The sequence below is a fragment of the Spirosoma taeanense genome (genome assembly GCF_013127955.1).
In the GTDB taxonomy this organism is placed as follows: Bacteria; Bacteroidota; Bacteroidia; order Cytophagales; family Spirosomataceae; genus Spirosoma; species Spirosoma taeanense.
In genome coordinates this window covers 1,452,970-1,477,168 of the sequence record NZ_CP053435.1, presented here as the reverse complement: position 1 = coordinate 1,477,168, position 24,199 = coordinate 1,452,970, and the positions used below count along the sequence as shown (strand labels likewise).

The 24,199-nt window shown below is 52.8% G+C and carries 21 protein-coding genes; 14 read left to right on the top strand and 7 right to left on the bottom strand.

The window, feature by feature from the left end:
- Positions 1–210 precede the first annotated feature (210 nt).
- From HNV11_RS06285 to HNV11_RS06265, 5 genes are all read right to left on the bottom strand, one after another.
- A complete protein-coding gene (locus tag HNV11_RS06285) occupies positions 211–489 on the bottom strand; it encodes a hypothetical protein (RefSeq protein ID WP_171738861.1) in 279 nt (92 codons plus the stop codon).
- 47 nt (positions 490–536) lie between these two features.
- Positions 537–974, bottom strand: a complete 438-nt coding sequence (locus HNV11_RS06280; protein WP_171738860.1) for a hypothetical protein — start codon at positions 972–974, stop codon at positions 537–539.
- 95 nt (positions 975–1,069) lie between these two features.
- Positions 1,070–2,665: a peptide chain release factor 3 gene (locus HNV11_RS06275; protein WP_171738859.1), complete on the bottom strand. Its 1,596-nt coding sequence runs from the start codon at positions 2,663–2,665 to the stop codon at positions 1,070–1,072.
- Positions 2,666–2,787: 122 nt separating this feature from the next.
- Positions 2,788–3,165 (bottom strand): DUF423 domain-containing protein, encoded by a 378-nt coding sequence (locus HNV11_RS06270; RefSeq protein WP_171738858.1) that lies wholly within the window; start codon positions 3,163–3,165, stop codon positions 2,788–2,790.
- 47 nt (positions 3,166–3,212) lie between these two features.
- Entirely contained in the window at positions 3,213–3,872 is a 660-nt protein-coding gene (locus HNV11_RS06265; protein WP_171738857.1) for a YggS family pyridoxal phosphate-dependent enzyme, read from the bottom strand.
- 191 nt (positions 3,873–4,063) lie between these two features.
- On the opposite strand from HNV11_RS06265, the gene HNV11_RS06260 reads away from it, so the two are divergent.
- The 4 genes from HNV11_RS06260 (at position 4,064) to rplI (ending at position 6,288) form a co-directional block, all read left to right on the top strand.
- Positions 4,064–5,005: a hypothetical protein gene (locus tag HNV11_RS06260; protein WP_171738856.1), complete on the top strand. Its 942-nt coding sequence runs from the start codon at positions 4,064–4,066 to the stop codon at positions 5,003–5,005.
- A gap of 127 nt (positions 5,006–5,132) precedes the next feature.
- Positions 5,133–5,507 carry a 30S ribosomal protein S6 gene (gene rpsF, locus HNV11_RS06255; protein WP_171738855.1) on the top strand — a complete coding sequence of 125 codons (375 nt, stop codon included), beginning with the start codon at positions 5,133–5,135 and terminating at the stop codon, positions 5,505–5,507.
- A gap of 2 nt (positions 5,508–5,509) precedes the next feature.
- Positions 5,510–5,761, top strand: coding sequence for a 30S ribosomal protein S18 (rpsR, locus tag HNV11_RS06250; RefSeq protein WP_012925715.1), 252 nt, complete (start codon positions 5,510–5,512; stop codon positions 5,759–5,761).
- An 83-nt stretch (positions 5,762–5,844) separates the two neighbouring features.
- The gene (gene rplI, locus HNV11_RS06245) at positions 5,845–6,288 is read left to right on the top strand and encodes a 50S ribosomal protein L9 (protein ID WP_171738854.1); all 444 of its coding nucleotides are present in this window, start codon (positions 5,845–5,847) and stop codon (positions 6,286–6,288) included.
- A gap of 56 nt (positions 6,289–6,344) precedes the next feature.
- Here the strand turns inward: rplI and HNV11_RS06240 are convergent, their stop codons facing one another.
- Entirely contained in the window at positions 6,345–6,722 is a 378-nt protein-coding gene (locus tag HNV11_RS06240; protein ID WP_171738853.1) for a hypothetical protein, read from the bottom strand.
- Positions 6,723–6,987: 265 nt separating this feature from the next.
- Here HNV11_RS06240 and HNV11_RS06235 point away from each other — a divergent pair, with 265 nt between their 5' ends.
- The 4 genes from HNV11_RS06235 to HNV11_RS06220 all read left to right on the top strand — a co-directional run bounded on the left by HNV11_RS06235 (position 6,988) and on the right by HNV11_RS06220 (position 11,253).
- Positions 6,988–8,004 carry a GSCFA domain-containing protein gene (locus tag HNV11_RS06235; protein WP_171738852.1) on the top strand — a complete coding sequence of 339 codons (1,017 nt, stop codon included), beginning with the start codon at positions 6,988–6,990 and terminating at the stop codon, positions 8,002–8,004.
- Between the two features lie 29 nt (positions 8,005–8,033).
- A complete protein-coding gene (locus HNV11_RS06230) occupies positions 8,034–9,137 on the top strand; it encodes an Mrp/NBP35 family ATP-binding protein (RefSeq protein WP_171738851.1) in 1,104 nt (367 codons plus the stop codon).
- A gap of 42 nt (positions 9,138–9,179) precedes the next feature.
- Positions 9,180–9,446, top strand: a complete 267-nt coding sequence (locus HNV11_RS06225) for a NifU family protein (RefSeq protein WP_171738850.1) — start codon at positions 9,180–9,182, stop codon at positions 9,444–9,446.
- A gap of 145 nt (positions 9,447–9,591) precedes the next feature.
- Positions 9,592–11,253: a D-alanine--D-alanine ligase family protein gene (locus HNV11_RS06220; protein WP_171738849.1), complete on the top strand. Its 1,662-nt coding sequence runs from the start codon at positions 9,592–9,594 to the stop codon at positions 11,251–11,253.
- An 82-nt stretch (positions 11,254–11,335) separates the two neighbouring features.
- Here the strand turns inward: HNV11_RS06220 and HNV11_RS06215 are convergent, their stop codons facing one another.
- Positions 11,336–13,735 carry a TonB-dependent receptor gene (locus HNV11_RS06215; RefSeq protein WP_171738848.1) on the bottom strand — a complete coding sequence of 800 codons (2,400 nt, stop codon included), beginning with the start codon at positions 13,733–13,735 and terminating at the stop codon, positions 11,336–11,338.
- Positions 13,736–13,955: 220 nt separating this feature from the next.
- Here HNV11_RS06215 and HNV11_RS06210 point away from each other — a divergent pair, with 220 nt between their 5' ends.
- The 6 genes from HNV11_RS06210 to HNV11_RS06185 all read left to right on the top strand — a co-directional run bounded on the left by HNV11_RS06210 (position 13,956) and on the right by HNV11_RS06185 (position 24,151).
- The gene (locus HNV11_RS06210; protein ID WP_171738847.1) at positions 13,956–15,713 is read left to right on the top strand and encodes a phospho-sugar mutase; all 1,758 of its coding nucleotides are present in this window, start codon (positions 13,956–13,958) and stop codon (positions 15,711–15,713) included.
- 301 nt (positions 15,714–16,014) lie between these two features.
- Positions 16,015–19,263 (top strand): SusC/RagA family TonB-linked outer membrane protein, encoded by a 3,249-nt coding sequence (locus HNV11_RS06205; RefSeq protein WP_171738846.1) that lies wholly within the window; start codon positions 16,015–16,017, stop codon positions 19,261–19,263.
- Between the two features lie 15 nt (positions 19,264–19,278).
- Positions 19,279–21,006, top strand: a complete 1,728-nt coding sequence (locus HNV11_RS06200) for a RagB/SusD family nutrient uptake outer membrane protein (protein ID WP_171738845.1) — start codon at positions 19,279–19,281, stop codon at positions 21,004–21,006.
- 83 nt (positions 21,007–21,089) lie between these two features.
- Entirely contained in the window at positions 21,090–22,400 is a 1,311-nt protein-coding gene (locus HNV11_RS06195) for a Gfo/Idh/MocA family protein (RefSeq protein WP_171738844.1), read from the top strand.
- Positions 22,401–22,439: 39 nt separating this feature from the next.
- Entirely contained in the window at positions 22,440–22,862 is a 423-nt protein-coding gene (gene tsaE, locus HNV11_RS06190; RefSeq protein ID WP_171738843.1) for a tRNA (adenosine(37)-N6)-threonylcarbamoyltransferase complex ATPase subunit type 1 TsaE, read from the top strand.
- A 77-nt stretch (positions 22,863–22,939) separates the two neighbouring features.
- Entirely contained in the window at positions 22,940–24,151 is a 1,212-nt protein-coding gene (locus HNV11_RS06185; protein ID WP_171738842.1) for an alanine dehydrogenase, read from the top strand.
- The last annotated feature ends 48 nt before the right edge of the window (positions 24,152–24,199 follow it).

Below are 24,199 nucleotides of genomic sequence, written 5' to 3'. Positions count from 1 at the left end.
GGCCGGATCGTTGAAAATTTCTCTCTTCTATCACGCTTGTCTTTGTTGGCTTCACTGCTGTGGTAGCGATTACGACGTAAGCCATTTTCTGATTGTAGCGTGGGAAATAGATGACTGTTAATAAGCAGACACCTCGTCAACACTAAACGTTGAAGCCATCAAAAGCCACCGAACCGTTCGGTGGCTTTTGATGGCTTCAACTCCAGGATCTTACAAATTTCCGGAGTTCGTTTTTGGATTCTTTACCCGGTTACCGGACTCAGTGGCTCCCTGCACACGTGGTTTGGTCTTATCGCTGTTAGGTCTGGACTTCGCTGGTGCGTCTGGCTTCTGCCCATTGAATTTCTCAGACGTGGCCGCCTGCTTTTTCTTATCACTGACCCGCAGGGCCGCGCTATTGTATTTGTTGCTGCTCTTAACACTTTCGCGCTGGGCAAACGCCATGGCTGGCAGGAAGGCCATCAGGGTAATTACCAGGAATGTTTTCATAACAAAATAATGAGATTAGCTTTACCAGCGAAGGATTAGTCAGGAGTTCAGGGCTTGTTGGGCTTCAGATTAACCAGCTCACTCCGCTTTGTTCTCGCCTTGGTCTTTGGAGCACTGGTCATCGTGCTACTGCGGGCGTCGGTAGTGGTTGTCATTGGAGTGCCACTTTCAACAGCCCCCGCCGTAACCGTACCGGCGCTATTCTGCTCCAGCGTATTATTAAGGCCCGCCGATGCTTTGGTACCGTTGCGCGGATTAGTCTTTTGTGTTGGCCTGGCCGCATTGGTCGTACCCGTGTTCTCTGAACTGCTGGCATTACCCGACGTTACCGAACCGGCACTGTTCTGTTCCAGATTTGTACCGCTCCCGATGGTGCCGGTAGACGTTGTGCTTGCTGCATGGCTGCCCAGGTTGTTGCTTTGCTGAGCCGCAGCCGAACCAACCGCCAGACAGGCAATGGCAAAAGTGGCAAGAATGGTTTTCATATGCGTTGAGTGGTTATGTGTCTATTTACAAACACATAACTCTACTCAACTGCAGTAGTTTACAGAAAGCCAATAAAATAAGTCAGCGGGACTGCTTAAGCAGCTACCTTAAACTCCGACGTAAGGTGGAACTGAATATCGGGGTTGTTCTGCTGGTTCATTCGGAGCATCCAGTCCGACTCAGCCAGAAAAACCGGATTCTGGTCCTTATCGTAAGCAATCTGGTTGCCTTTGAGCCGGATAAACTCAGCCAGCTTAGTGGGGTTGTCGGAGGTTATCCAGCAGGCTTTGGTGTAATTCAAAGGTACCCAGCGGCATTTGGCGCCGTATTCGTTCTCCAGACGGTACTGGATAACCTCAAACTGCAGTTCGCCCACAGTGCCAACAATCTTACGATTGCCAAGCTCAAGATTAAATAACTGCGCGACACCTTCATCGGTCAACTGCTGGATTCCCTTATCCAGCTGTTTCGACTTCATAGGATCGAGGTTAACAAGCTCCTTGAAAATCTCGGGCGAAAAACTTGGAATGCCCTGAAACTGTAGTTCCTCTCCTTCCGTCAGCGTATCGCCAATCTTGAACGTACCAGTATCATACAGGCCCACTACGTCGCCGGGAAAGCCTTCTTCCACTACGCTTTTGCTATCGGCCATAAAGCTGAACGGCGACGCAAAGCGCACGTTCTTGTCCAGACGAGTATGATGATAGAATTTCCCGCGCTCGAAAACGCCCGAACAAACACGTAGAAACGCAATCCGGTCGCGGTGACGCGGGTCGAGGTTCGCGTGAATTTTAAAGACGAACCCGCTGAAATTCTTTTCACCAGGCAAAACCTCCCGCTTATCAGTCGGCCGGGCAATAGGCTCCGGCGATATGTCGCAGAAGCCTTCCAGCAGTTCCTTTACACCAAAGTTGTTGACCGCCGAGCCAAAGAATACCGGCGCCAGCTTACCATCCAGATAAGCCTGCCGTTCGAAGGGGTCATACACGCCTTCAATTAATTCGACGTCCTCGCGTAGCTGAGCCGCATCGCGTTCGCCAACTTTCTGGTCGAGTAAACTATCGGCCAGTTCAATGGGTAAGACGTCGTCCTCAACCTTCGTTTTGTTGACTTTGAAGAAATATAACTTTTTCTCGATCAGGCTGTAAACACCCTTAAAATTGGAGCCCATATTGACGGGCCACGTCATGGGGCGAACGCGAATATTCAGCTTCTCCTCCAGTTCATCGAGCAAATCGAACGGGTTGCGGCCTTCGCGGTCGAGTTTATTGATAAAGATAATCACCGGCGTATCGCGCATCCGGCAGACCTCCATCAGTCGCTCGGTTTGTTCCTCTACGCCTTTGACGCAATCAATAACCAGTATAACACTGTCCACCGCCGTCAGCGTCCGATACGTATCCTCCGCAAAGTCTTTATGACCAGGTGTATCGAGGATATTGATCTTGAGGTTATCGTACTCGAAAGTCATCACCGACGTAGCGACCGAGATACCGCGCTGCTTTTCAATCTCCATGAAATCGGACGTAGCCGACTTCTTAATTTTATTGGACTTAACAGCACCGGCGGTTTGAATGGCCCCGCCAAAAAGCAGCAATTTTTCGGTCAGGGTCGTCTTTCCGGCGTCAGGGTGACTAATGATGGCGAACGTCCGCCGACGAGCGGTTTCAGCCTGTATATTGGTTTGCATTATTCTCAGAATCAGAATACAAAGGTAAGAAAAAAAGCGCAGGGTTCAGAGCACAGGGCATAGGTTTGAGTCAGGGAAGAAAACGATAAACGCTTAGCCCTCTGCCCTATCCCTCTATGCGATTACAAAAACGCCCAGAACAGTAGAGCCCAGCCTGCAATCATGGCCAGTCCTCCGATAGGCGTAATGGCCCCTAACCACGTAACGCCCGTCAGGCACAGCACGTATAGAGAGCCGGAGAAGATAAGCACTCCCCCCAGAAACGCGTAGCCCGACCAGTTCAGTAATTTGATGATAGCCGGATTGCTGCCGAACTGCTGCATTAATACACCCACCAGCACCAAAGCCAGCGCATGATAAAACTGATACTTAACCGCCGTTTCGAACGTATCGAGCCGACCGGAGGCCGTCAATGAAGCCCGCAGCGCATGAGCGCCAAACGCACCCAGGGCAACCCCAAGCAGACCCAGCAGGGCCCCGGATTGAATAAAAAATTTCATAGATGTTTATCGAGGTCCGCCGTTATCCGCAGGAACCTCCTTTCAGATTAGTTTCTTGCGCCAAAAATAGCACTCCCCACCCGTACCAGCGTACTGCCTTCCTCAACCGCAATCAGGTAGTCGCCACTCATGCCCATCGACAGCTCCCGAAAAGCAACGTTTGGCCGCTGGACAGCCGACAGTCGGTCGTACAGTTGCTTCAACCCACGAAACTCCTGCCGAACCTGCTGCTGGTCATCAGTGTTGGTGGCTAACCCCATTAATCCGACAATCCGGATATGGATCAAATCGTTCAGTTCGGGCGCGTTGAGCAGGGTTTCCGCTTCTTCGGGCAGCAAGCCAAACTTTGTTTCTTCGTCCGCGATGTAAATCTGCAGCAAACAGTCAATCACGCGATTATGCTTCCTGGCTTGTTTATCGATCTCCTGCAATAATTTCAGGCTATCGACCGAATGAATCACAGCCACGAAGGGCGCCATGTATTTGACCTTGTTCGTTTGCAGATGCCCAATCAGGTGCCACTCCACATCAGCAGGAAGCTGCGGCTGTTTGTCGGCCATTTCCTGCACTTTGTTCTCTCCAAAACGCCGGCATCCAGCGTCGTATGCCTCCCGAAGCAGGTTAACGGGCTTCGTTTTCGTGACGGCCACCAGCCTGGCTTTTCCCTGCAGTTCCGTTTCAATCTGACGTATAGCTTCGGCAATCATAGGCGTGTAACTGGCAGCCCAATACGGGCCGTTTATGAATATTGTGCAAAGATAGATTTGAGAACTAAGCGGAAACGCGTAGTTTTTGGCCGGAATAAGCCAAAACTGCGCAAAGAAGGCAATAAACCTTCGGTCAGGTTAGTTTTGCTAAGGATTCAGCCATCAACCCGTTTGTTCAAATGACAAATCCAATGGAACCCCGACCTCAAACCCGAAACAATAGTCGTAGCTACCTCCTGGCTGCGCTATTGGTTCTGGCCGCCCTGAATGTACTCCTGCTTTATTTCTGGTATCAGGAACGGCAGGACAACAAAACCAAAGACGCCACCATTGCCGCCAAAACCGAAGAAGTTCTTACGACCAAAACCAAACTTGACTCAATTTCGTCACAGTTGGATGCCAAGATTGCGGAGATTCAGCAACTGGGCGGGAACGTGGATGCCCTGCTGAAAGCGAAGGAACAACTAGAGAAAGACAAACGGGAACTGCGTAACGTCAATTCGTTCGACAACCGAAAGTTCGAACAGAAAATCCGGAACTACCAGGCCCTGCTCGCTCAGAAAGATCAGGAGATTGCGCGGCTGAAAGAAGAAAACGGCGTGCTGACGGAGCAGAACGAAGCGCTCATTCAGGAAAATACGGGTCTTAAAGCCGAGCGACAATCCCTCAGCGACTCGGTGGTAGCGGTAGCCGCCAAAAATCAGGAGCTAAGCGAAAAGGTAAGTATTGCCGCTGCTCTGCGGGCCGAGAACGTTGTCGTCACGGCGCTCAATGCACGCGGCAAGGAACGCGATGGCGGTAGCTATAAATCAAAACGAATTGACAAGATTAAAGTGTCCGTACGACTGGCCCCCAATGGACTGGCTCAGCAAAACGAAAAGGAATTATTCCTACGGATTCTGGACCCCAGCGGGGCCGTTATTTCGGATATGGCCACCGGTTCGGGCGAGTTCACGTATAATGGACAGGGCATGATCTATACGGCCATGCAACGTTTTAACTTCGACAACACCCGCCAACAAATTGACTTTATCTATGGACGGGGCGCCCAGCGATTCAATCCGGGGCGTTACGCCATCGAAATTTACTGCGAAGGCTTCCGGATTGGTGAGGGTGAGTTTACGGTGAAATAAAGTTAAACACCGCGCTAAAAATGCACGGGGCAATGGGTTCAGGGGAAGCGAATTTTCCTCCTTGACTCTTTGCTCCGTGCATTTTTTTTCTTACCTTTGCGCCCTCATTTCAAACAAATTACAGACAATGTTTCCCAATAACTACGAAACGGTGTTCATTTTAACTCCCGTTTTATCTGATATTCAGATGAAGGACGCCGTTGACAAGTTCCGCAAAGTGCTGACCGATAACGGGGCGGAACTCGTTCACGAAGAAAACATGGGCCTGCGCAAACTGGCCTATCCAATCCAGCACAAGAACACGGGTTACTATCAACTCTTCGAGTTTAAGGCTCCCGGCACGATCATCGAGAAACTCAACACCGAGTATCTCCGCGATGAGCGCGTCATCCGTCACCTGACGGTTTCGCTCGATAAGCACGCTGTTGCGTACAACGATCGGAAGCGTAATGGCTTAGTGGGTAAGAAAAAACAAACCGAAAACGCCGGGGAGGCCAAGTAATCATGAGTCTGCAAAACGAATCTGTCTCGAAAACCGAGAACCGCAAAAAATACGACCGCTTTAAGAAAGCTGGTATCAAATATATTGACTACAAAGACGGCAACTTCCTGCTGAAACTGCTGAACGAACAAGGCAAAATTCTGCCCCGTCGTCTGACGGGCACGAGCCTGAAGAATCAGCGCAAAGTAGCGCAGGCCGTTAAGCGTGCTCGTCACCTGGCCATTCTCCCTTACGTAGGCGACTCACTGAAATAAATTTAGTCAATAGCGGCTTGCTGCCGGTAGATCGGGTTTAATACCACTGCTGGCGACAAGTGCTTACCACTGCCGACTTACACATGGAAATCATTTTAAAAACCGATATAGCTGGCCTGGGCTACAAGAACGACACCGTAACGGTGAAGCCAGGTTACGGCCGCAATTACCTGATCCCCCAGGGGTATGCGATGATGGCAACCGATTCAAACAAAAAGATCGTTGCTGAGAACATCCGTCAGGCGGCTCACAAAGCCGAAAAAATAAAAAACGACGCCCAGGCTATTGCCGACGGTATCGGCGATATGACGCTGACGATCCCGGCTAAAGCCGGCGACAGTGGCAAAATCTTTGGCCGCGTTACCAACACCCAGGTAGCCGATGCGCTGCGCGAAAAAGGGTTCGACATCGACCGGAAGAAAATTACGGTTGACGACGTAAAAACCCTTGGTACTTACGAGGCTTCGCTCGACCTGCACAAGGACGTGAAGCACAAGGTGAAATTTGAGGTAGTGGCGGCTGAGTAAGCCTCTTCCTATTCTGAAAACGGCCGGTTAGAATGAATCTAACCGGCCGTTTTCATTTATACGCTTACATTGCTCTCGATGTTTCCATAATAGCGCTCGAGTGGTGCTTTGTAGGTATGGAAGGCCGTCCGGATTTCGTCGTAGGCTTTTACGTTCTTGTAGCGAATCTGCATCCAGTCTTCGGCCACCAGCAGCTTCAGGGTTTCGCTTAGATTAAGTTTTTCCGCGTCCTGCCAGTACACCAGTTTCTTTTTCTCGGCAATCGTGCGGTATAGCAGGTCGCGGGCCCTTACGGATAACGGCAGGTCGCGCAGCCGAAGCGCCGGCACGTGTTCAATGAATTGCTGTCGACGGTTGATTTCGTGGTGGGCCTGATCAATCAATTGGTATAGTGAATCAAAACTTAACGTTCTAACACGTTTTGTGAAAGACATAACTGGTAGTAGTCAGTTTACAGGATTAGATTTTATTAACTTATCGGCCAAAATATAAACTAATGAGATATAATATTAAAGATAGATTAATTTTTGTCAATATTATTTTCATCTGATAATCCAGTAGATTATATAGATTACACTCCTGAAACAGCGTATAAAACTTCTTTCTGCAAGCAGCATACTTTATTAATAATGAGCAAATTAAGACACGGATTTAGGCAGTTTGAAGGACCTAATTCAACTCTATTTCTGTTAATAAAATATGCAATTTCATACGGAATTATCGCCCGAGTCCCTTCCCCACCGCTTGAGTTTAAAAAGCCGGATTGTAACGGTTGGTTCCTGCTTTGCTGACGTAATCGGCCAGCGGCTGTCCGACCATAAGCTGAACGTGCTGAACAATCCTTTCGGGACTATTTTTAACCCGGTGTCTGTTGCCAAGCTGCTGACTATGTCGCTTTACGGGACTGCCCCCGACGAAAATCGTTACGTTGAACGCGATGGCATCTGGTTTCATTACGACTTTCATTCGTCGCTCTGGGCACCCAGCCGCGACGATCTGCGGGATTTGCTGCTGAAACGGCTGGCAGAAACCGCCGATGCTATCCGCAAGGCCGACTTTCTTTTTCTGACCCTCGGTTCGGCCGTGGTGTACCGGCATATTGAAACGGGCAAAGTAGTGGCCAACTGCCACAAGATGCCTGGCTCGCTGTTTGAGAAATATTTATATCAATATGAGTATCTGCTCGACGATCTGAAGCGGCTGGTCAAGACGCTGCACAAGGCAAACCCGAAGCTGAAACTTCTGCTGACGGTTAGCCCCGTTCGGCACACGCGCGATACCTTGCCGCTTAACTCGGTGAGCAAGTCAACGCTGCGGGTTTTGGCCCACGAGCTGACCGTCTGGAACGACTGGGTATCGTATTTCCCGGCTTACGAACTGATGATAGACGATTTGCGCGACTATCGTTTCTATGAAGCCGACCTGATTCATCCCAATGCGCAGGCGCACGACTATATTTTTGAAAAGTTTGCGGATAGCGCGTTTGATGCCGAACTTCGTGGCTTCGTAACAGAGTGGGCAACCCTAAGCAAATCAATGGCCCACCGCCCCCTCTATGGCGAAACCAGTCCGGCCCATCGGCAGTTTCTGACCCGGTTAGCTACGCAGTTAGAGCAGTTAGCCAAACGCGTTGACGTAACGGCGGAACTGACGGAGGTTCGTGACCGTTTGAAATTTCAGGAGCAGGATGAATCCAAAACCAAAGTACTGGCATAAATTCCTGCTGCCATTTTCTTCCTTCGAGTATGTCTGATTACCGTTTACATAAAGATACCGTTTTGCGGGCATTGAGCACCGTTGAGGAGCCGGATCTGAAGCGTGATATTGTTTCGCTGAACATGGTGAAAGATATTACGCTGGGCATTAGCTCCGTTCGGTTTACGGTGGTGCTGACCACACCAGCCTGCCCGCTCAAAGAAGTGATCCGGAAGCGCTGTGAAGACGCGATTCATACGCACATTGGCGCCGACATCCAGGTTACGATTGATATGACCTCGGACGTAACGTCTACACGGTCGAACGCGCCGACGCTGCCGGGGGTCAAAAATATCATTGCTGTTTCGTCGGGGAAAGGTGGCGTTGGTAAATCGACGGTAACGGCGAATCTGGCTATTGCGCTGCATAAATCAGGCGCTAAGGTTGGTATCATCGACGCCGATATTTACGGGCCGTCTATGCCTACCATGTTCGGTGCCGAAGACATTCAGCCGCGCATTTTTCAGGTTGACGGCCAGACCAAAATGGAGCCGGTTCAGCAGTATGGCATCAAGTTTCTGTCAATGGGTCTGCTGGTTGCCCCGGGCCAGGCTATCATCTGGCGAGGGACGATGGCTGGGCGCGCCTTACAGCAATTCTTTTCCGATGCTGACTGGGGCGAACTGGATTACCTGCTCATAGACCTGCCACCAGGCACGGGCGACATTCACCTGACGCTGGTACAGACCGTACCGGTTACGGGTGCCATCATTGTTACAACGCCCCAGAAGGTTGCCCTGGCCGATGCAACAAAGGGTCTGGCAATGTTCCGGCAGCCGCAGATTAATGTGCCGGTGCTGGGCGTTATCGAAAATATGTCGTACTTCACGCCTGCTGAACTCCCCGACCACCAGTATTTTATTTTTGGTAAAGGTGGTGGCAAGCTATTGGCAGATCAGTTTGACGTACCGCTCTTAGGCCAGATTCCGCTAGTGCAGAGCATTCGGGAAGCGGGCGACGAAGGGCGGCCGGCCATCAGCGTTGGCGAACCCGTAGCCAGCGAAGCGTTCCGGGCTACGGCCGAAGCGCTGGCTCAGCAGGTAGCAATTCGCAATGCAACCGTTGATCAGACAAAGCGCGTAGAAGTTGCATAAAACCCCGTTAACTTGTAAATTTACCGTAAATCAGAGCATTTGATGGAAACGGCAGTAAAGAACGACCAATTGATTACCCAAATTGAGCGGGCACTCGACAGCATGCGACCGTATCTGGCGGCTGACGGCGGCAACGTGAAAGTGCTGGAAGTGACCGACGATAAAACGGTTCGGCTTGAACTCATGGGTTCGTGCGGTTCGTGCCCCATGTCGGCGATGACATTTAAAGGCGGCCTTGAAGAGGCTATTTTACGAGCCGTACCCGAAATCAAAAAAGTAGAGGCCGTTAATATTACGCCCGCATTTTAGCTAGAAACGCGCCCTGATTATCAAAAACAGACCGTTATTTGTTTCGGTGCCCCGAAACTATCTGTAATAAAACCTTAGAATAGCCGCTTGTCTAAAAACAGGCGGCTTTTTTGTTTCTTTGCGATTCGCAATATCTCTCATTTCTGTGAAAATAGGCATTTTTTTCGGGGGTCCGGCGCGGGAGCGCGAGGTGTCGTTTGCGGGTGGCCGCACGGCGTTAGCTAATTTGGACAAAGGCTTGTTTGAGCCCGTCCTGGTATTTGTTGACGGACGCGGTCGGTTTCGGCTCGTTCAGCCCGAGTTTTTACTGGCTCCTTCCCTGCGCGACGCCCTGCCTCAGGACGAATCCGGGTTTTCGGTGTATGACGAATCGCTCGACGTCAACCGGCTCGACGCCATCCTGCCCGAACTGCGCCCCGAACACTTCCGCGAGCATTTCGATCTGGCGTTTCTGGCGATGCACGGCCCCGACTGCGAAGACGGCGCTATTCAGGGCCTGCTGGAGTGGTATAAAATGCCCTACACCGGGCCGGGACTGGTTGGTTCGGCGGTTGGTATCAATAAAATCCTGCAGAACGAGCTGATTGCCCTGGCGAATGGCCAGCAGAAGAAAACTGCCACCATCAATCTGGACGCTTACGAACGGGCCGACAAAGCGCAGTTCTTTCAATCACTAACCGAGCATCTGGGCCTGCCAATTGTAGTTAAAGCTCCGCACCAGGGGTCCAGCATTGGTGTAGCCATAGTGCGCGAAGCCGACCTGACCAGGTTTTGCCGCGCCGTAGAGCAGTGCTTTTTTACGATGAGCGTTCAACCCGACGGCTGGAGCAAACTCAGCGAATGGGCCGACCTGACGACGGATGAAAAACGCGAACTGGCGCAGACAATGGTTAGTCTGGATTCGGGTATCAGCTTTCCGGTTGTTATTCAGCAAACGGGTGAGATTATCCGGCATCCGGCTCAATTGGTCCAGACTCTGGACGCGCTGCAAGGACAGGCTATTACGCTGGCTTCGCTCAATGCCGAAGATGAAGTGCTGTTTGAAGAATTCATCAGCGGACAGGAGTTTTCGTGCGGTGTTATTCAGGACGACGATCAGATGGCGATAGCCCTGCCGCCCACCGAAATCTATAATGCCGAGTCGTTCGATTTTCAGACGAAGTACAAAACGAATGTAGCCAAAAAGCGGATTCCGGTCGAGACCAGTCTGGAGAACAACCGGAAGATTCAGCTCGCGGTTGCCGAAGTGTTCACCAAATTGGGCATCAACGTTTATTCCCGCATTGACGGTTTTCTGACGCCCGACCGCGACGGCGAACCGGGGCGGGTTCTGCTCCACGATCCGAATACCATACCCGGCATGTCGCCCTCGTCATTGATCTTTAAACAGATGGCCGAAATTGGCCTGAACCTGGCGAACTCGCTGACGTACCTCATTCGTCAGTCGCTGCGCGAACGGATTCGGACGGGTAAAGACACGTTCCACCTCAAGCGTCTGCTCGCCGACCTCGACGCGCGGCTCGCCGACCGAAAGGCCAATCCGTTGCCGGAACGGGTTATTTCATTCGGATCGAGCGATGAAGAGTTTGCGGCAGCCAAGCAGCAGTACAACGAACTGGCGGCTTCGGGCACAGTCCGGCCATCGTTGATGTATATCAAGAGCAAACAGGAGTCGCACGAGATTCCGGTTCATCTGCTTTTTAAAGAAACGATTGATGAGCTGGAACTGGCGCTTAGCCAGCCGCGCCACCCGCTGCTGATTGAAACCGCCGAACGCGCCCGACATATTACCGAGCGTTACGTATAAAGCAGCGTAAGTGATTCGCATAAATAGCAAAAAGCCCATCCTGTAGTCGGATGGGCTTTTTGCTGATGCGATAGCGGACTGTTTACCAGCGATAGAAAATGGTCGTTGAAAACATCCGGGGAGCAATGGGATTCACGCTGTTGTCGTCGTGCACCTGATAGCTCAGTACGTTAAGCAGGTTAGAAACCTTCGCCCGAATCGAGATGCGGGGCAGTGAGTAGCCAACCGACGCATCGAGTTGCGTAAAGGCCGGGATCGGCATCAGGCGATAGGTGTCGTTGTTCACCGTAACCCGCGTTGAGCGGCCAGCAACGCGCTCACCCATATAGAAGGCCGTCAGCCCAAGGTTTAGGCCTTTTGCCCAGCCTTCCCGCTGAATGGCGTAGTAGACGCTCGCGTTAGCTGTATGATTCGGGTTATAGCGCAGCAGGCTACCCACAACGTACGTGTTGCTCTTCGTGTATTTGGTCTGGTTGTAGCTATAGCCGCCAATGAACGAGAAGCCGCCCACCTGCTTGCTTTTCAAATCCACTTCAATACCCCGGCTCGTTACCTCGCCCGCCAGTTCCTTAATGTTGCTGTTTGTGTTTCCATTCGCCAGGCTCGTCTGGGCCAGGTTGCTGTTCACAATCTTGTAGGCCGTTACGTTGGCCGATAGGAACCCGTTGAAGAGATCGTTCTTGATACCGGCTTCATACTGATTAATAAACGAAGGCGGCAGGGCGTTTCCAGACACGTCAACACCCGTATTGAGCGCAAACGAATTCGCATAACTCACAAACAGCGAAGTGGTTGGTACGGGCTGATACACCAGACCCAGGCGGGGTGTTACCGCGTCGTCGAAAGCGGTGGCCGAGGTGGTTTTCTTATCGGCGTAGGTCAGTACGTTACTGCCCGTTTGCTGATAGCTCCAGCGCAGACCCGCCAGCAGTTTAATCTTCTCCGAGAACGAAATCAGATCCTGCGCATACACGCCCGCCCGGTTGATGGGCGACTGGGTAAGAGTGCGGGCCGAAAGCGTCGGAATGTCGGTACGCTGGCGATACTTCGACAGATTATAAATGTTAATGGTATCGTAAGGCGTCAGCGGGTTGAACGCTGTGGTGTTGGTACGGTATTGATCGGCATCGGCACCAATCAGCAGCATATGCTTGATCGAACCGGTCGTCAGTTGACCCGTCAGATCTACCTGCCCAATCCAGTACGTCTCATCAACCCGCGTGCGTTGCAGGCCCCGAATCCAGGTACCGTCAGCTTTGATGAACTGCCCGGCGCCATTTGGCCGCTGCGTTGCAAACAAGTCACTGTCGAACTTCTGCGCGGAGCCGAGCGCCCGGATCTGCCAGTTCTGATTCAGCTGGTGCGTCAGCGTAGCCGACAGGCTGCGTTGTTCAATGCGGTTGTAGCCCCAGGATACACCTAGGAACCGGCTGCGCGGGATGTCGGCCACTACGTAGTTGACGGCACCCGTACCGAAATCGGCCGTGCGGTTGTCATTCAGATAATCGCCCTCAACGAGCAGGTCTGTTTTGTTGCCCAGTTTGAACAGCAGCGACGGGTTGACGTAAAACCGCTTGCTTTTCACCTCATCGCGGAAGCTGTTGCTCTGCTCGTAAGTGGTGTTGAGCCGGTAAGCCACGCGCTCTCCTTTGCCAATTCCGCCATACACGTCGACCGACGGCTTAACAAAGCCAAAACTGCCCAGCCGCAGCGACGCCGAGCCACCCGACTGAAACTGCGGTTTTTTGGTAACCAGGTTAATGATGCCACCAGCCGCCACGTTTCCGAACAGAATGGCACTGCTGCCTTTCAGGACCTCAACGCGTTCGAGGGCGCTGATCTCAGGCATGGCGGCATTGTTGAAACGAGCGCCGTTCTTAAAAGTATTGCTGCTATTGAAAGCAAACCCACGCCCCGCAATTTCCTCCTGTGTACCACCTGACGTGCCCATGATGTAAACTCCATTCGTATTCATCAGCACATCGCTCAACCGAAGTGTCTGCTGACGCTCCAGCACCTCGCGCTCTACAACGGCGACAGCCTGTGGTAAATCCATCGGTCGGATGGCTATTTTGCCCAGACTGACCGGCTTCTGATTATCGCTCCGGGCGCCCCGAACCTGTACTTCGTTCAGCTGGCGGGCCGTTTCGGTTAGTTCAAAATTCACCTGCATTGCCTGGCCAACGACTATTGTTACAACTTGTTCCTGGGGCTGCAATCCAACGAACGTAGCGACGATAACGTGTTGCCCCTCGGGTAGATGCCGCAGCACATAGCTGCCATCTTCGGTCGAAAGGGTGCCTTTATTGCTGCCTTTCAGCGAGATAGTAACGTAAGGAGCAGGCTTGCCATCGCTTGTGTTCACCCGTCCCCGGACTGAACCTGTTGGCGCGTCGCCATCTTCAGCCAGAACACAGTTAAAAAGCGAAACGAAAGTTATGAAAAGAGCGATAATAGCGTACCGTGTAGAGAGACAGAACATGCAAATCTTATTTAGAATAATTCTTGACAATGCAAAGGTGATGACTGTTTAGAATTTTTCCAAATAAGAATAAGCTTTTTATGAAAAATAACAGCGAGGAGCCATCCTATCTAGAAAGCTCTTCCGCCTTATTGATGATTCTCCTGTTTGGATTTGGCTGGCAATCGCGGAATCGTAACTTTGACGCATCATTAATTCCTATTGTAAAATAGCCTTTTGCATGACAACCACCCTCGACTCCCCCACACAGCAGCGTATTGACCAGTGGCTTGGCGGCAACTACGACGCCGACACAAAAGAAGCAATTCAACACCTGATTGATTCCGGCAACATCACCGAATTGACCGATTCGTTTTACCGCGATCTTGAATTCGGAACAGGTGGTCTGCGGGGCGTGGTTGGTGTGGGTTCCAACCGCATGAACCGCTATACCGTTGGGGCCGCGACCCAGGGGCTGTCCAATTACATCAATGCCGCCTTCCCCGGTGAGGACATCAGCGTTGCGATTGCCCACGACAGCCGTCGGATGAGTCCGGAGTTTGCCCGCCTGGTCGCCGATATTTTCTCGGCCAACGGCATCAAAGTGTATCTGTTCAGCGCCCTGCGCCCTACGCCCGAACTTTCCTTTGCTATTCGGCAGCTTGGCTGCCAAAGCGGTATCGTCGTAACGGCTTCGCACAACCCGCCGGAGTACAACGGCTACAAAGTGTACTGGAACGACGGCGCGCAGGTCGTAGCTCCGCATGACAAGGCCATTATCGCCGAGGTGAGTAAGATTACGTCCGTTGATGACATCAGGTTTGAGGGCGTTCCTGAAAAAATTCATCTGATCGACGAGGAGATTGACGCGCCTTACATTGAGCGGATTAAGTCGAACGCCGTTAATCCGGACGTCATCAAGCGGCAGGCCAATCTGAACATCGTCTACACACCCATCCACGGAACGGGGATTACGCTCGTGCCCCGCGCCCTCGACGCGCTGGGTTTCACCAACGTACATATTGTTGAGGGGCAGGCTACGCCCGATGGCAACTTCCCAACCGTTAAGTCGCCAAACCCCGAAGAACGCCCGGCCATGCAGATGGCGCTCGATCTGGCCCAGTCGCTGAACGCCGATCTGGTCATGGCGACCGACCCCGACGCTGACCGCGTGGGCGCAGGTGCCCGCAATCACCACGGCGAATTTGAGTTGCTGAATGGCAACCAGATGGCCAGCCTGATTATTTATTACCTTCTCAACGCCTGGAAAGACGCGGGTAAACTCACCGGCAAAGAGTTTGTGGCCAAGACCATCGTAACTACCGATCTGATCGACAGGATGTGCGAACGGTATGGCGTAACGTGCTATAATACGCTGACCGGCTTTAAATATATTGCTGAGGTTATTCGTGAACTTGAGGGTAAGGAGCAGTTCATTGGCGGTGGCGAAGAAAGCTACGGGTATCTGATCGGCGATTTTGTCCGGGATAAAGATGCGGTTGCCTCCTGCACCATGATCGCTGAGCTGACCGCCTATGCAAAAGACAACGGGCAGAGCCTGTTCGACATGTTGATGGCGATGTATCAGGAAAACGGCTTCTACTACGAAGCGCTCGTGTCGCTGACCAAGAAAGGGAAAGAAGGCGCCGAAGCGATTCAGCAGATGATGGCCGACTTCCGCGCGAACCCGCCCAAAGAAATTGCCGGATCGCCGGTGGTTCGCATTGACGATTACAAAGCCCTGACCCGCACCGACCTCGGTAACAACCTGACGGTGCCGATTGAAGCGGGCAAGATGGGCATCGAGTCCTCGAACGTACTGCAGTTTTTTACGGCCGACGGCACTAAAGTCTCTGCCCGGCCATCGGGTACGGAGCCAAAGATTAAGTTCTACGTCAGCGTTCGCGAACCCCTCGAAAGCAAAGACGCTTTCGATGCAACCTATGCTCAGTTGAAAGAGAAGGTACAGCGCGTGATCGACGAGCTGCAACTGAAGTAAGTAAGGTTGCTGCCAAACTGTGTTTATCCGGAGCCCCGATGCGAAACAGCATCGGGGCTTCTTAATTATACAGCCACCTAATCGTTTAGGTAATTCTACTTACTAGCCGTAGCCAGCCCGTCCTTCGTCCCGAACTGAAAGTGCTTATTCAGTACTACCGCCCAAAGTTACTCCGCCTTTTTGTCAGTATTTTACGATTTGATAGGTTTAAATCATTAGAATCCGCCAGAGCGCATCTTTAGCGCAATAGTACTTATGTGCTTATCCTTAAATTCTTTTCCACCTAATCTTTTAACCGACTATGAGTAACGCTTTACGACAAGCGTACCGCACATTCCCCCTGCTTTTGCTAAGCTGGTTATTGTGCGTTGGAGCTATGGCTCAGGACCGCAGGATTACCGGCCGCGTAACGGACGGTAACGACAACAGCCCGCTACCGGGCGCGAACGTGGTGGTGAAAGGCACACAAACGGGTATGGTAACCGACGCCGAAGGTCGCTTTTTCCTGAATGTACCCAACGGACGCGATGTATTGACCATCTCGGCCATTGGTTTTACGGCGCAGGAAGTAAGCATCGGTAACCGTACAGATATCAGCATTTCACTGGCCCCGGACATCAAAACGCTGAGCGAAGTCGTGGTAACGGGTTATGGCGCGCAGGCTAAACGTGATATTACGGGCGCTGTGGCCACGGTAGATACCAAGCAGTTGCTGTCGGTGCCGGCGACCAACGTCGGGCAGGCGCTCCAGGGCCGCGTGGCGGGCGTAACGGTCGGTAACGAGAACTCCCCGGGCGGGGGCGTCATGGTCCGCATCCGGGGTTTCGGGACCATCAACGACAACTCTCCGCTCTACGTCATCGACGGCGTTCCCACCAAAGGCAACCTCAATACCCTGAACCTGAACGATATTGAAAGCTTACAGGTGCTGAAAGACGCTTCGGCGGCTTCCATCTATGGTTCGCGGGCGGGTAACGGTGTAGTTATCATCACGACCAAGAAAGGCAAAGCAGGCAAGCCCAAATTCACGTATGACACGTATTACGGAACGCAGCGGCACGGAAAACTCCTGGACATGCTCAACACCCAGGAGTATGCACAGCTGACCTGGGAAGCCCGCAAAAATTCCGGGGTGGTCGGCGCTAATGGCAACCCCATCCATTCGCAGTTTGGCAACGGCCCGACGCCCGTCATTCCGGATTTCGTGCTGCCCAGCGGTGCCTCGGAAAGCGATCCACGCGTAGCCCGCAACCCCGACGGTACGTATGTCAACTACAACAACGACATCAACTCGTCGAAGTTTCTGCTCATTACGCGGGCCAACAAAGAAGGCACGAACTGGATGGAGGAAATTTTCAACCCGGCACCCATTCAGAACCACCAGATTGGTGTTTCGGGGGGTAGCGAAGGCGGGCGCTACGCGCTGTCGCTCAACTACTTCAACCAGCAGGGTATCATGAAGTACACGGGCTACAAACGCTACTCACTGCGCTCGAACACGGAGTTCAACGTAACAAAGCGGATTCGGGTCGGTCAGAATTTTCAGGCGGCTTACGGCGAGCGGATTGGTCAGCCAAACGGCAACAACGCCGAAAGCAATCCAATTTCGTTTGCGTACCGCATCCAGCCAATTATTCCGGTTTATGACGTAGCCGGCAATTTTGCCGGCACGCGCGGTGGCGACCTCGACAATGCAAATAGTCCGATGGCCCTGTTGTACCGCAATAAGGACAACATCCAGAAAGAAGTCCGGCTGTTTGGCAATGCCTTCGCCGAAGTAGACATTCTGCCGAACCTGACGGCCCGCACCAGCTTTGGTATTGACTATAACCTGTTCAACTACCGCAACTACACCATCCGCGACATTGAATCGGCGGAAGCGCGGGGCTCCAACAGCCTGCAAACCAGCAACAACTATGAATGGACCTGGACCTGGTACAACATGCTGACCTATAATCTGAACCTGGGCGACCGGCACCGGCTTAACTTTATTGCGGGTACTGAAGCCATCAAGAGCTATTTCGAATCCTTCGATGCGAGCCGGACCAACTTTGCCGTGGATGACCTCGAAAACCGATATCTCAGCGCTGGTACAGGCGTTCAGACCAACAACGGTGGCGCTTCGAACTGGCGGCTGGCGTCGGAGTTTGCGAAGATCAACTACGCGCTCGACGACAAATACCTGCTCGACCTGACCGTCCGCCGGGACCGTTCGTCGCGGTTTGCGCGGGAGTTCCGCTCGGCAGTCTTCCCGGCTGCCAGTGTGGGCTGGCGGTTATCTAAAGAAGGGTTCATGCGTCCGCTTACGTTCATCGACGACCTGAAGGTTCGGGCGGGTGTTGGCCAGACTGGTAACCAGGAGATTGGTAACTACAACTCCTTCACGCAGTTTAGCACCAACCCCATTACGTCGTTCTACGACATCAACGGCTCGCGTACCTCGTCAATTCCAGGTTATGAGCTGACCCAGTTCGGTAACGCCAAAGCCAAATGGGAAACTACCACCAGCCTTAATATTGGCTTTGACGCCAGCCTGCTGAAGAACCGTCTGAGCGTAGCCTTTGACTGGTACACCCGCACAACAACCGACATGCTGTTCCCGGTTTCGGCTCCGCTGACCCAGGGCGTGGCAACTAACCCGTTCCAGAACATTGGTTCAATGCGTAACCGGGGGGTTGACCTGATGCTGAGCTACGGCGATAAAATTGGGACCAGCGGCCTGAATTATAACATCAGCGCCAACGTCGGCACCTACCGTAACGTTGTGACCAAAACAACCGGCGACCCCAACACGCAGTATTTTGGAATCAACGATGAACGGATTCAGAACTTCGTGGTTACCCAGCAGGGCTACCCTATCTCGTCGTTCTTTGGCTATACAATCGATGGCATCTTCCAGACCAACGAAGAAGCCAAAGCCCATCCGGTGCAGTTTGGCAATGCTGCCACCGAGAACGTAGCGGGCCGGTTCAAGTTCCGGGACATAAACGGCGACGGAGTGGTCAACACCAAAGATCTGAGCATTATTGGTAATCCCCACCCGAATTTCAACTACGGCCTGAACCTGAATCTGAATTATAAAAACTTCGGTCTGACGGTATTTGGCCAGGGCGTTCAGGGCAACCAGATCTTCAACTACGTGAAGTATTGGACCGACTTCCCGACGTTTGCCGGTAACCGCAGCACCCGCATGCTGTATCAGTCGTGGCGGCCGGGCGCAACCAATGCTATCCTGCCCCAGCTCCGGTCGAGCGACCAGGTTAGCATTCAGCCTTCAACCTACTACCTCGAAAGCGGTTCGTATTTCCGCATGAAGAATATCCAGCTGACCTATCAACTGCCCCAGGCTCTGCTGTCGCGGCTGCGGCTGGGCGCTACGTCGGTTTACGTGCAGGGGCAGAACCTGCTGACGGTCACGAAATATTCCGGCATGGACCCGGAGATCAACCTCCGCAGCTACTCGGCCGGTAACGACCGCCAGATCGGTGTCGATGGTGGCTCTTACCCCGTTGCAAAAACCGTATTGGTTGGTCTGAACCTGAGCTTCTAAACGCTTTAATCCTTTATGAAAAAGATCCTAACTCTCAGTTCTATTGTCTGTCTGGCAATCGCGTCATCCTGCTCCGACAAATTCCTGGACGTGCAACCCAAAGCGGCACTGGCCGTTACGACGCTCCAAAATAAGACCGGTGTTAACTCCTTGCTGATCGGGGCTTACGCGCTGCTGGACGGCTGGGCAACGGCCGAAGGCGCTTATCGCTCCTATCAGGCTGGCGCCGACAACTGGGTTTACGGTAGCGTGGCCTCCGACGATGCCTATAAGGGCACTATTGCGGGCGACCAGCCGCCCATATCGCTTATTGAGCAGGGTAATATTCAGTCCGACAACATCTATTTCCGGGGTAAATGGCGGGGCATGTACGACGGGATTGCCCGCACGAACGACGTTCTGCAGGCTCTGGCCGCTGCCAAAGACGTGACCGATGCCGAGCGGCAGCAAATCACGGCCGAAGCCCGGTTCCTGCGGGGCCATTACCATTTCGAACTCAAAAAGATGTTCAACATGGTGCCCTACATCGATGAGCAGATCTATAATCCGAATGATCTGGAGAGTACCAAGCTGCCCAATAAAGAGGACATCTGGCCTAAAATCGTGGCCGATCTGAAAGCGGCTTATGACGTGCTGCCCACCAGGCAAACCCAGCCGGGACGCCCGACGAAATGGGCTGCTGCGGCTACGCTGGCGAAGGCCTATCTGTTCCAGAAGAAATACGCCGAAGCCAAGCCGCTGCTCGAAGCGATTGTGGCCAGTGGTCAGTATAAACTGGTGGACCGCTATCACGATAACTTCCGGGCCGTTACGAACAATAATGCGGAGTCTGTTTTTGAGGTCCAGTACTCCGTAAACGACGGAGCATCGGGGGGCGAAAACGGCAACATTGGTTCGACGCTGAACTACCCCTATGGTGGCGGTGGCGTAACGACCTGCTGCGGTTTCTTCCAGCCTTCGCAAAACCTGGTTAACGCCTTCAAGACCGATGCCAACGGCCTGCCACTGCTCGACTCGTTCAATGCGTCGGACGTACCCAGCGATCAGGGGGTTGAATCGACGGCTCCGTTTACGCCCTATGCCGGTCCCCTTGATCCGCGTCTGGACTGGACCGTTGGCCGCCGGGGTGTTCAGTACCTCGACTGGGGCGTTCACCCCGGCAAGGCTTACGTTCGCGATCAGGCATATGGCGGTCCTTATTCGCCCAAGAAGCACGTAATGTACCGCTCGGATGTCGGCACGAACACTTTTGCCGGCAACCCTCGTCTGAACGCCAACAACTACCGCATGATTCGCTACAGCCACGTATTGCTCTGGTTAGCCGAAGTAGAGGCAGAAATTGGCGATCTGGACAAAGCCCGCGGTTATGTCAACCAGATTCGGAAGCGGGCGGCCAACCCCGATGGATTCGTCAAGAATCCAGACGGTAAAGCAGCCGCCAATTACGTAATCAACGAATACACGACGACCTGGCCCAGCCGTGACGTTGCCCGCAAAGCCGTTCAGTTTGAGCAGCGGCTGGAGTTTGGCATGGAAGGCCACCGCCGGTTCGACCTCGTTCGCTGGGGCATTGCCGATCAGGTGCTGAACGCCTACTACGCCACCGAGTCGAAGAAGCGGATATACCTCAACGGGGTACAGTTCATTAAAGGCAAGCACGAATACTTCCCAATACCGCTGCAGGAAATCCTGAACAGCAAAAAAGGCAGTCAGGAAACGCTGACGCAGAACCCGGGTTACTAATTCGCTCCGTTTCATACCGTGGGCAGCAGGCAAGTAAAGGTTGTCGGCTGCCCACTTTTTATTTTTCCTAATTTCATTAGCCCATGAATGAATCATCTGCCCAATCGAACCGCCGAACATTTCTGAAGCAGGCTGTCAGCCTGTCGGCTTTCTACATTGTTCCCCGTCACGTGCTGGGTCGTGGGTTTCTTGCACCCAGCGATCAGATTTCCGTTGGTTTCATTGGCCTGGGTAAACAGGCCGGGGGCTTGAGAAATCAGTTTCTGAAGAACAACGCCCGGGTTATGGCTGCGTGCGATGTTGACAAGCCCCGTATAACTGCTTTTTCGGACGCCGTCAACGCCTTTTATGCCGACAAGGCGGATAAAGGCTCTTACAACGGTGTGCTGCCTTACGACGATTACCGGGCGCTGCTCAGCAACAAAGACATTGATGCCGTCGTCATTGCCACGCCCGACCACTGGCATAGTGTGCTCGCCATTCAGGCGGCAAAAGCGGGCAAAGATATTTACTGCGAAAAACCCTTGGCGCTCACCGTCGAAGAAGGCCGCGATATGGTGAAAGCCGCCCGAAAATATAAGCGGGTGTTCCAAACGGGCAGTATGCAGCGGTCCTGGAAAGAATTCCGGCAGGCGGTCGAGCTGGTTCGGAACGGCTCTATCGGCGAAATCAAAACTATCAATGTCAACGTAGGCGGCCGACCGCGCCCGTGGGATCTGCAGGCTGAACCCATGCCCACTGGCCTGAACTGGGACGCCTGGCTCGGCCCGAACACCATTGCCCGGCCATTCAACCACGTGCTGCTGCCTACGGCCAAAGATTCGTTCTGGGGTCAATGGCGCGACATTGATGAATTCGGTGGGGGCGGCATGACCGACTGGGGCGCCCACATGTTCGATATTGCGCAATGGGGCCTGAATATGGATAGTTCCGGCCCGGTCGAGCTAACGCCCCCAACCGATAACAGCGGCAAAGGGTTGACGTATCGGTACGCAAATGGCGTTATCATGAACCACCAGCCCGTCGAAGGCAAACAATTCTGTCAGTTTATTGGTACTGAAGGGGAAGTGAAAGTAGCGCGGGGCGAACTAATCACCACCCCTGCCTCGCTAAAGGATAAACCAACTGGCGAAACCGAAAAAGGTGGAAGCGGTACTTCGGTTTATTACAGCGACAATCACTACAAAGATTTTCTGGATGCCATTATAAGCCGCAAAAATCCGATCTGCGACGTAGAGGTCGGACACCGCACGGCTACAGTCTGTAACATTGGCAATATTGCCTATAAACTTAAACGCCCGCTGCGCTGGAACCCCGATAAAGAAAAATTTGAGAACGACGCCGAAGCCAATCGCCTGTTAAGCCGTCCCATGCGAAAGGAGTGGTCCGTCTAAAAATCCGTATCTTTGCGGGCTGTATATTGTTACTGCCCTATGACACTCCATTTTCAGCGGCTCGACGAACTGGATACGGTGGCCCACCGGCTGCTTGCCGAAGGACGTAACCGGTCCGTATGGCTCTTCGAGGGCGAAATGGGCGCGGGCAAAACCACGCTCATCAAGGCGTTGTGCCGGGCATTGGGCGTTGTCAGTACAACCCAGAGCCCAACGTTTTCAATTGTTAATGAATATACCACCCACGAAGGCAGATCGGTCTATCATTTTGACTGTTACCGGCTGCGCAACGAAGCCGAAGCTTTAGACATCGGCATCGAAGAATACTTCGATTCGGGCGATTACTGTTTTGTGGAATGGCCAGAGCGCATTACGTCGCTTTGGCCAACTCAGTACTACCAGATTCAGATTTCGGCGGATGTTGATGACCGCCGAACAGTTGAGACCAGTTTAATTGGCTAGCGAACAGATGACGTCTGAAGATTGTATGGTTCTAATGCAATTTTCAGACGTCATCTGTTCCTGAAAAGACATAGAAAGTGACCGGATTTGAGGAATTGGCCAAGCAAACGGCCCTGTATCCGAAAGAAGCTCCGCTGGCCGTAAAAACCAGCCGACACAGTCTGCTTATCGGCCTGCCGAAAGAAGTGTCGCTCCAGGAAAACCGCATCGCGCTGACGCCCGAAGCGGTATCGATTCTGGTACGTAACGGCCACAACGTAATTGTGGAGCAGGGCGCGGGCGAAAAAGCTAAATTTCAGGATTCAGAATATAGCGAAGCCGGTGCGCAGATCGCCTATTCGCCCCAGGAAGTGTACGAGGCCAATCTGATTCTGAAAGTCGAACCGCTCGTCGATGGCGAGTTCGAATACGTCAAATCGGGCAGTACGGTCATTTCGGCCCTAAACCTGCCTGCCCACGACCGGAGCTACTTCGAGAAAATCAACGAGAAAAGTCTGACCGTACTCGGCTACGAATTCATTGAGGATCAGGCCGGTAACATGCCAATCATTCGCTCCATGAGCGAAATTGCAGGCAGTACAGTTATGCTCATTGCAGGCGAATACCTGAGCAATGCCGATAACGGCCGGGGCATTATTCTGGGCGGCATTACGGGCGTTCCACCCACAAAAGTCGTGATGCTCGGCGCGGGCACCGTTACGGAATACGCCGTGCGAACGGCGCTCGGCATGGGGGCCGATGTAAAAGTTTTCGACAAGTATTTATACAAACTCCAGCGGCTTAAATATTCCATCGGACAGCATATCTACACGTCGATTATCGACTCCGATACGCTTGCCGAAGCCATTCAGCGGGCTGACGTAGTCATTGGGGCCATGCGGGCCGAAGACGGCCTGAGCCCCATTGTTGTAACCGAGGAGATGATTGGCCGCATGAAACCCGACTCGGTTATCATTGATGTTTCAATTGACCAGGGCGGTAACTTCGAGACTTCGCGCATGACGACCCATAAGCATCCGACCTTCAAGCATATGGGCGTCATTCATTACTGCGTGCCAAACATTGCCGCCCGCGTGGCCTATACGGCCAGCATGGCTCTGAGCAACATCTTCCTGCCTTTTCTGCTCGAAACCGGCACCACCGGCGGCATTGAGCAGATGATGTACACGAACCGATGGTTCATGAAAGGTGTTTATGCTCATAAGGGAACGCTGACTAACCTCTACATTGCCCGTAAGTTTAACATGCGGTTCAAGGATCTGCAGCTACTGCTGGCAGCAAGGTTTTAGGTTTGAATCCCGGTTTGCCCGGATAGATCACCTGGCGAATTAACCAAA

Coding starts and splice junctions, on each gene's coding strand:
- HNV11_RS06210 (WP_171738847.1), top strand. CDS start 13,956: ATGACAACCACCCTCGACTCCCCCACACAGCAGCGTATTGACCAGTGG.
- rpsR (WP_012925715.1), top strand. CDS start 5,510: ATGAGTCTGCAAAACGAATCTGTCTCGAAAACCGAGAACCGCAAAAAA.
- HNV11_RS06200 (WP_171738845.1), top strand. CDS start 19,279: ATGAAAAAGATCCTAACTCTCAGTTCTATTGTCTGTCTGGCAATCGCG.
- HNV11_RS06275 (WP_171738859.1), bottom strand. CDS start 2,665: ATGCAAACCAATATACAGGCTGAAACCGCTCGTCGGCGGACGTTCGCC.
- HNV11_RS06230 (WP_171738851.1), top strand. CDS start 8,034: ATGTCTGATTACCGTTTACATAAAGATACCGTTTTGCGGGCATTGAGC.
- rplI (WP_171738854.1), top strand. CDS start 5,845: ATGGAAATCATTTTAAAAACCGATATAGCTGGCCTGGGCTACAAGAAC.
- tsaE (WP_171738843.1), top strand. CDS start 22,440: ATGACACTCCATTTTCAGCGGCTCGACGAACTGGATACGGTGGCCCAC.
- rpsF (WP_171738855.1), top strand. CDS start 5,133: ATGTTTCCCAATAACTACGAAACGGTGTTCATTTTAACTCCCGTTTTA.
- HNV11_RS06195 (WP_171738844.1), top strand. CDS start 21,090: ATGAATGAATCATCTGCCCAATCGAACCGCCGAACATTTCTGAAGCAG.
- HNV11_RS06285 (WP_171738861.1), bottom strand. CDS start 489: ATGAAAACATTCCTGGTAATTACCCTGATGGCCTTCCTGCCAGCCATG.
- HNV11_RS06240 (WP_171738853.1), bottom strand. CDS start 6,722: ATGTCTTTCACAAAACGTGTTAGAACGTTAAGTTTTGATTCACTATAC.
- HNV11_RS06205 (WP_171738846.1), top strand. CDS start 16,015: ATGAGTAACGCTTTACGACAAGCGTACCGCACATTCCCCCTGCTTTTG.
- HNV11_RS06270 (WP_171738858.1), bottom strand. CDS start 3,165: ATGAAATTTTTTATTCAATCCGGGGCCCTGCTGGGTCTGCTTGGGGTT.
- HNV11_RS06260 (WP_171738856.1), top strand. CDS start 4,064: ATGGAACCCCGACCTCAAACCCGAAACAATAGTCGTAGCTACCTCCTG.
- HNV11_RS06280 (WP_171738860.1), bottom strand. CDS start 974: ATGAAAACCATTCTTGCCACTTTTGCCATTGCCTGTCTGGCGGTTGGT.
- HNV11_RS06235 (WP_171738852.1), top strand. CDS start 6,988: ATGCAATTTCATACGGAATTATCGCCCGAGTCCCTTCCCCACCGCTTG.
- HNV11_RS06225 (WP_171738850.1), top strand. CDS start 9,180: ATGGAAACGGCAGTAAAGAACGACCAATTGATTACCCAAATTGAGCGG.
- HNV11_RS06265 (WP_171738857.1), bottom strand. CDS start 3,872: ATGATTGCCGAAGCTATACGTCAGATTGAAACGGAACTGCAGGGAAAA.
- HNV11_RS06215 (WP_171738848.1), bottom strand. CDS start 13,735: ATGTTCTGTCTCTCTACACGGTACGCTATTATCGCTCTTTTCATAACT.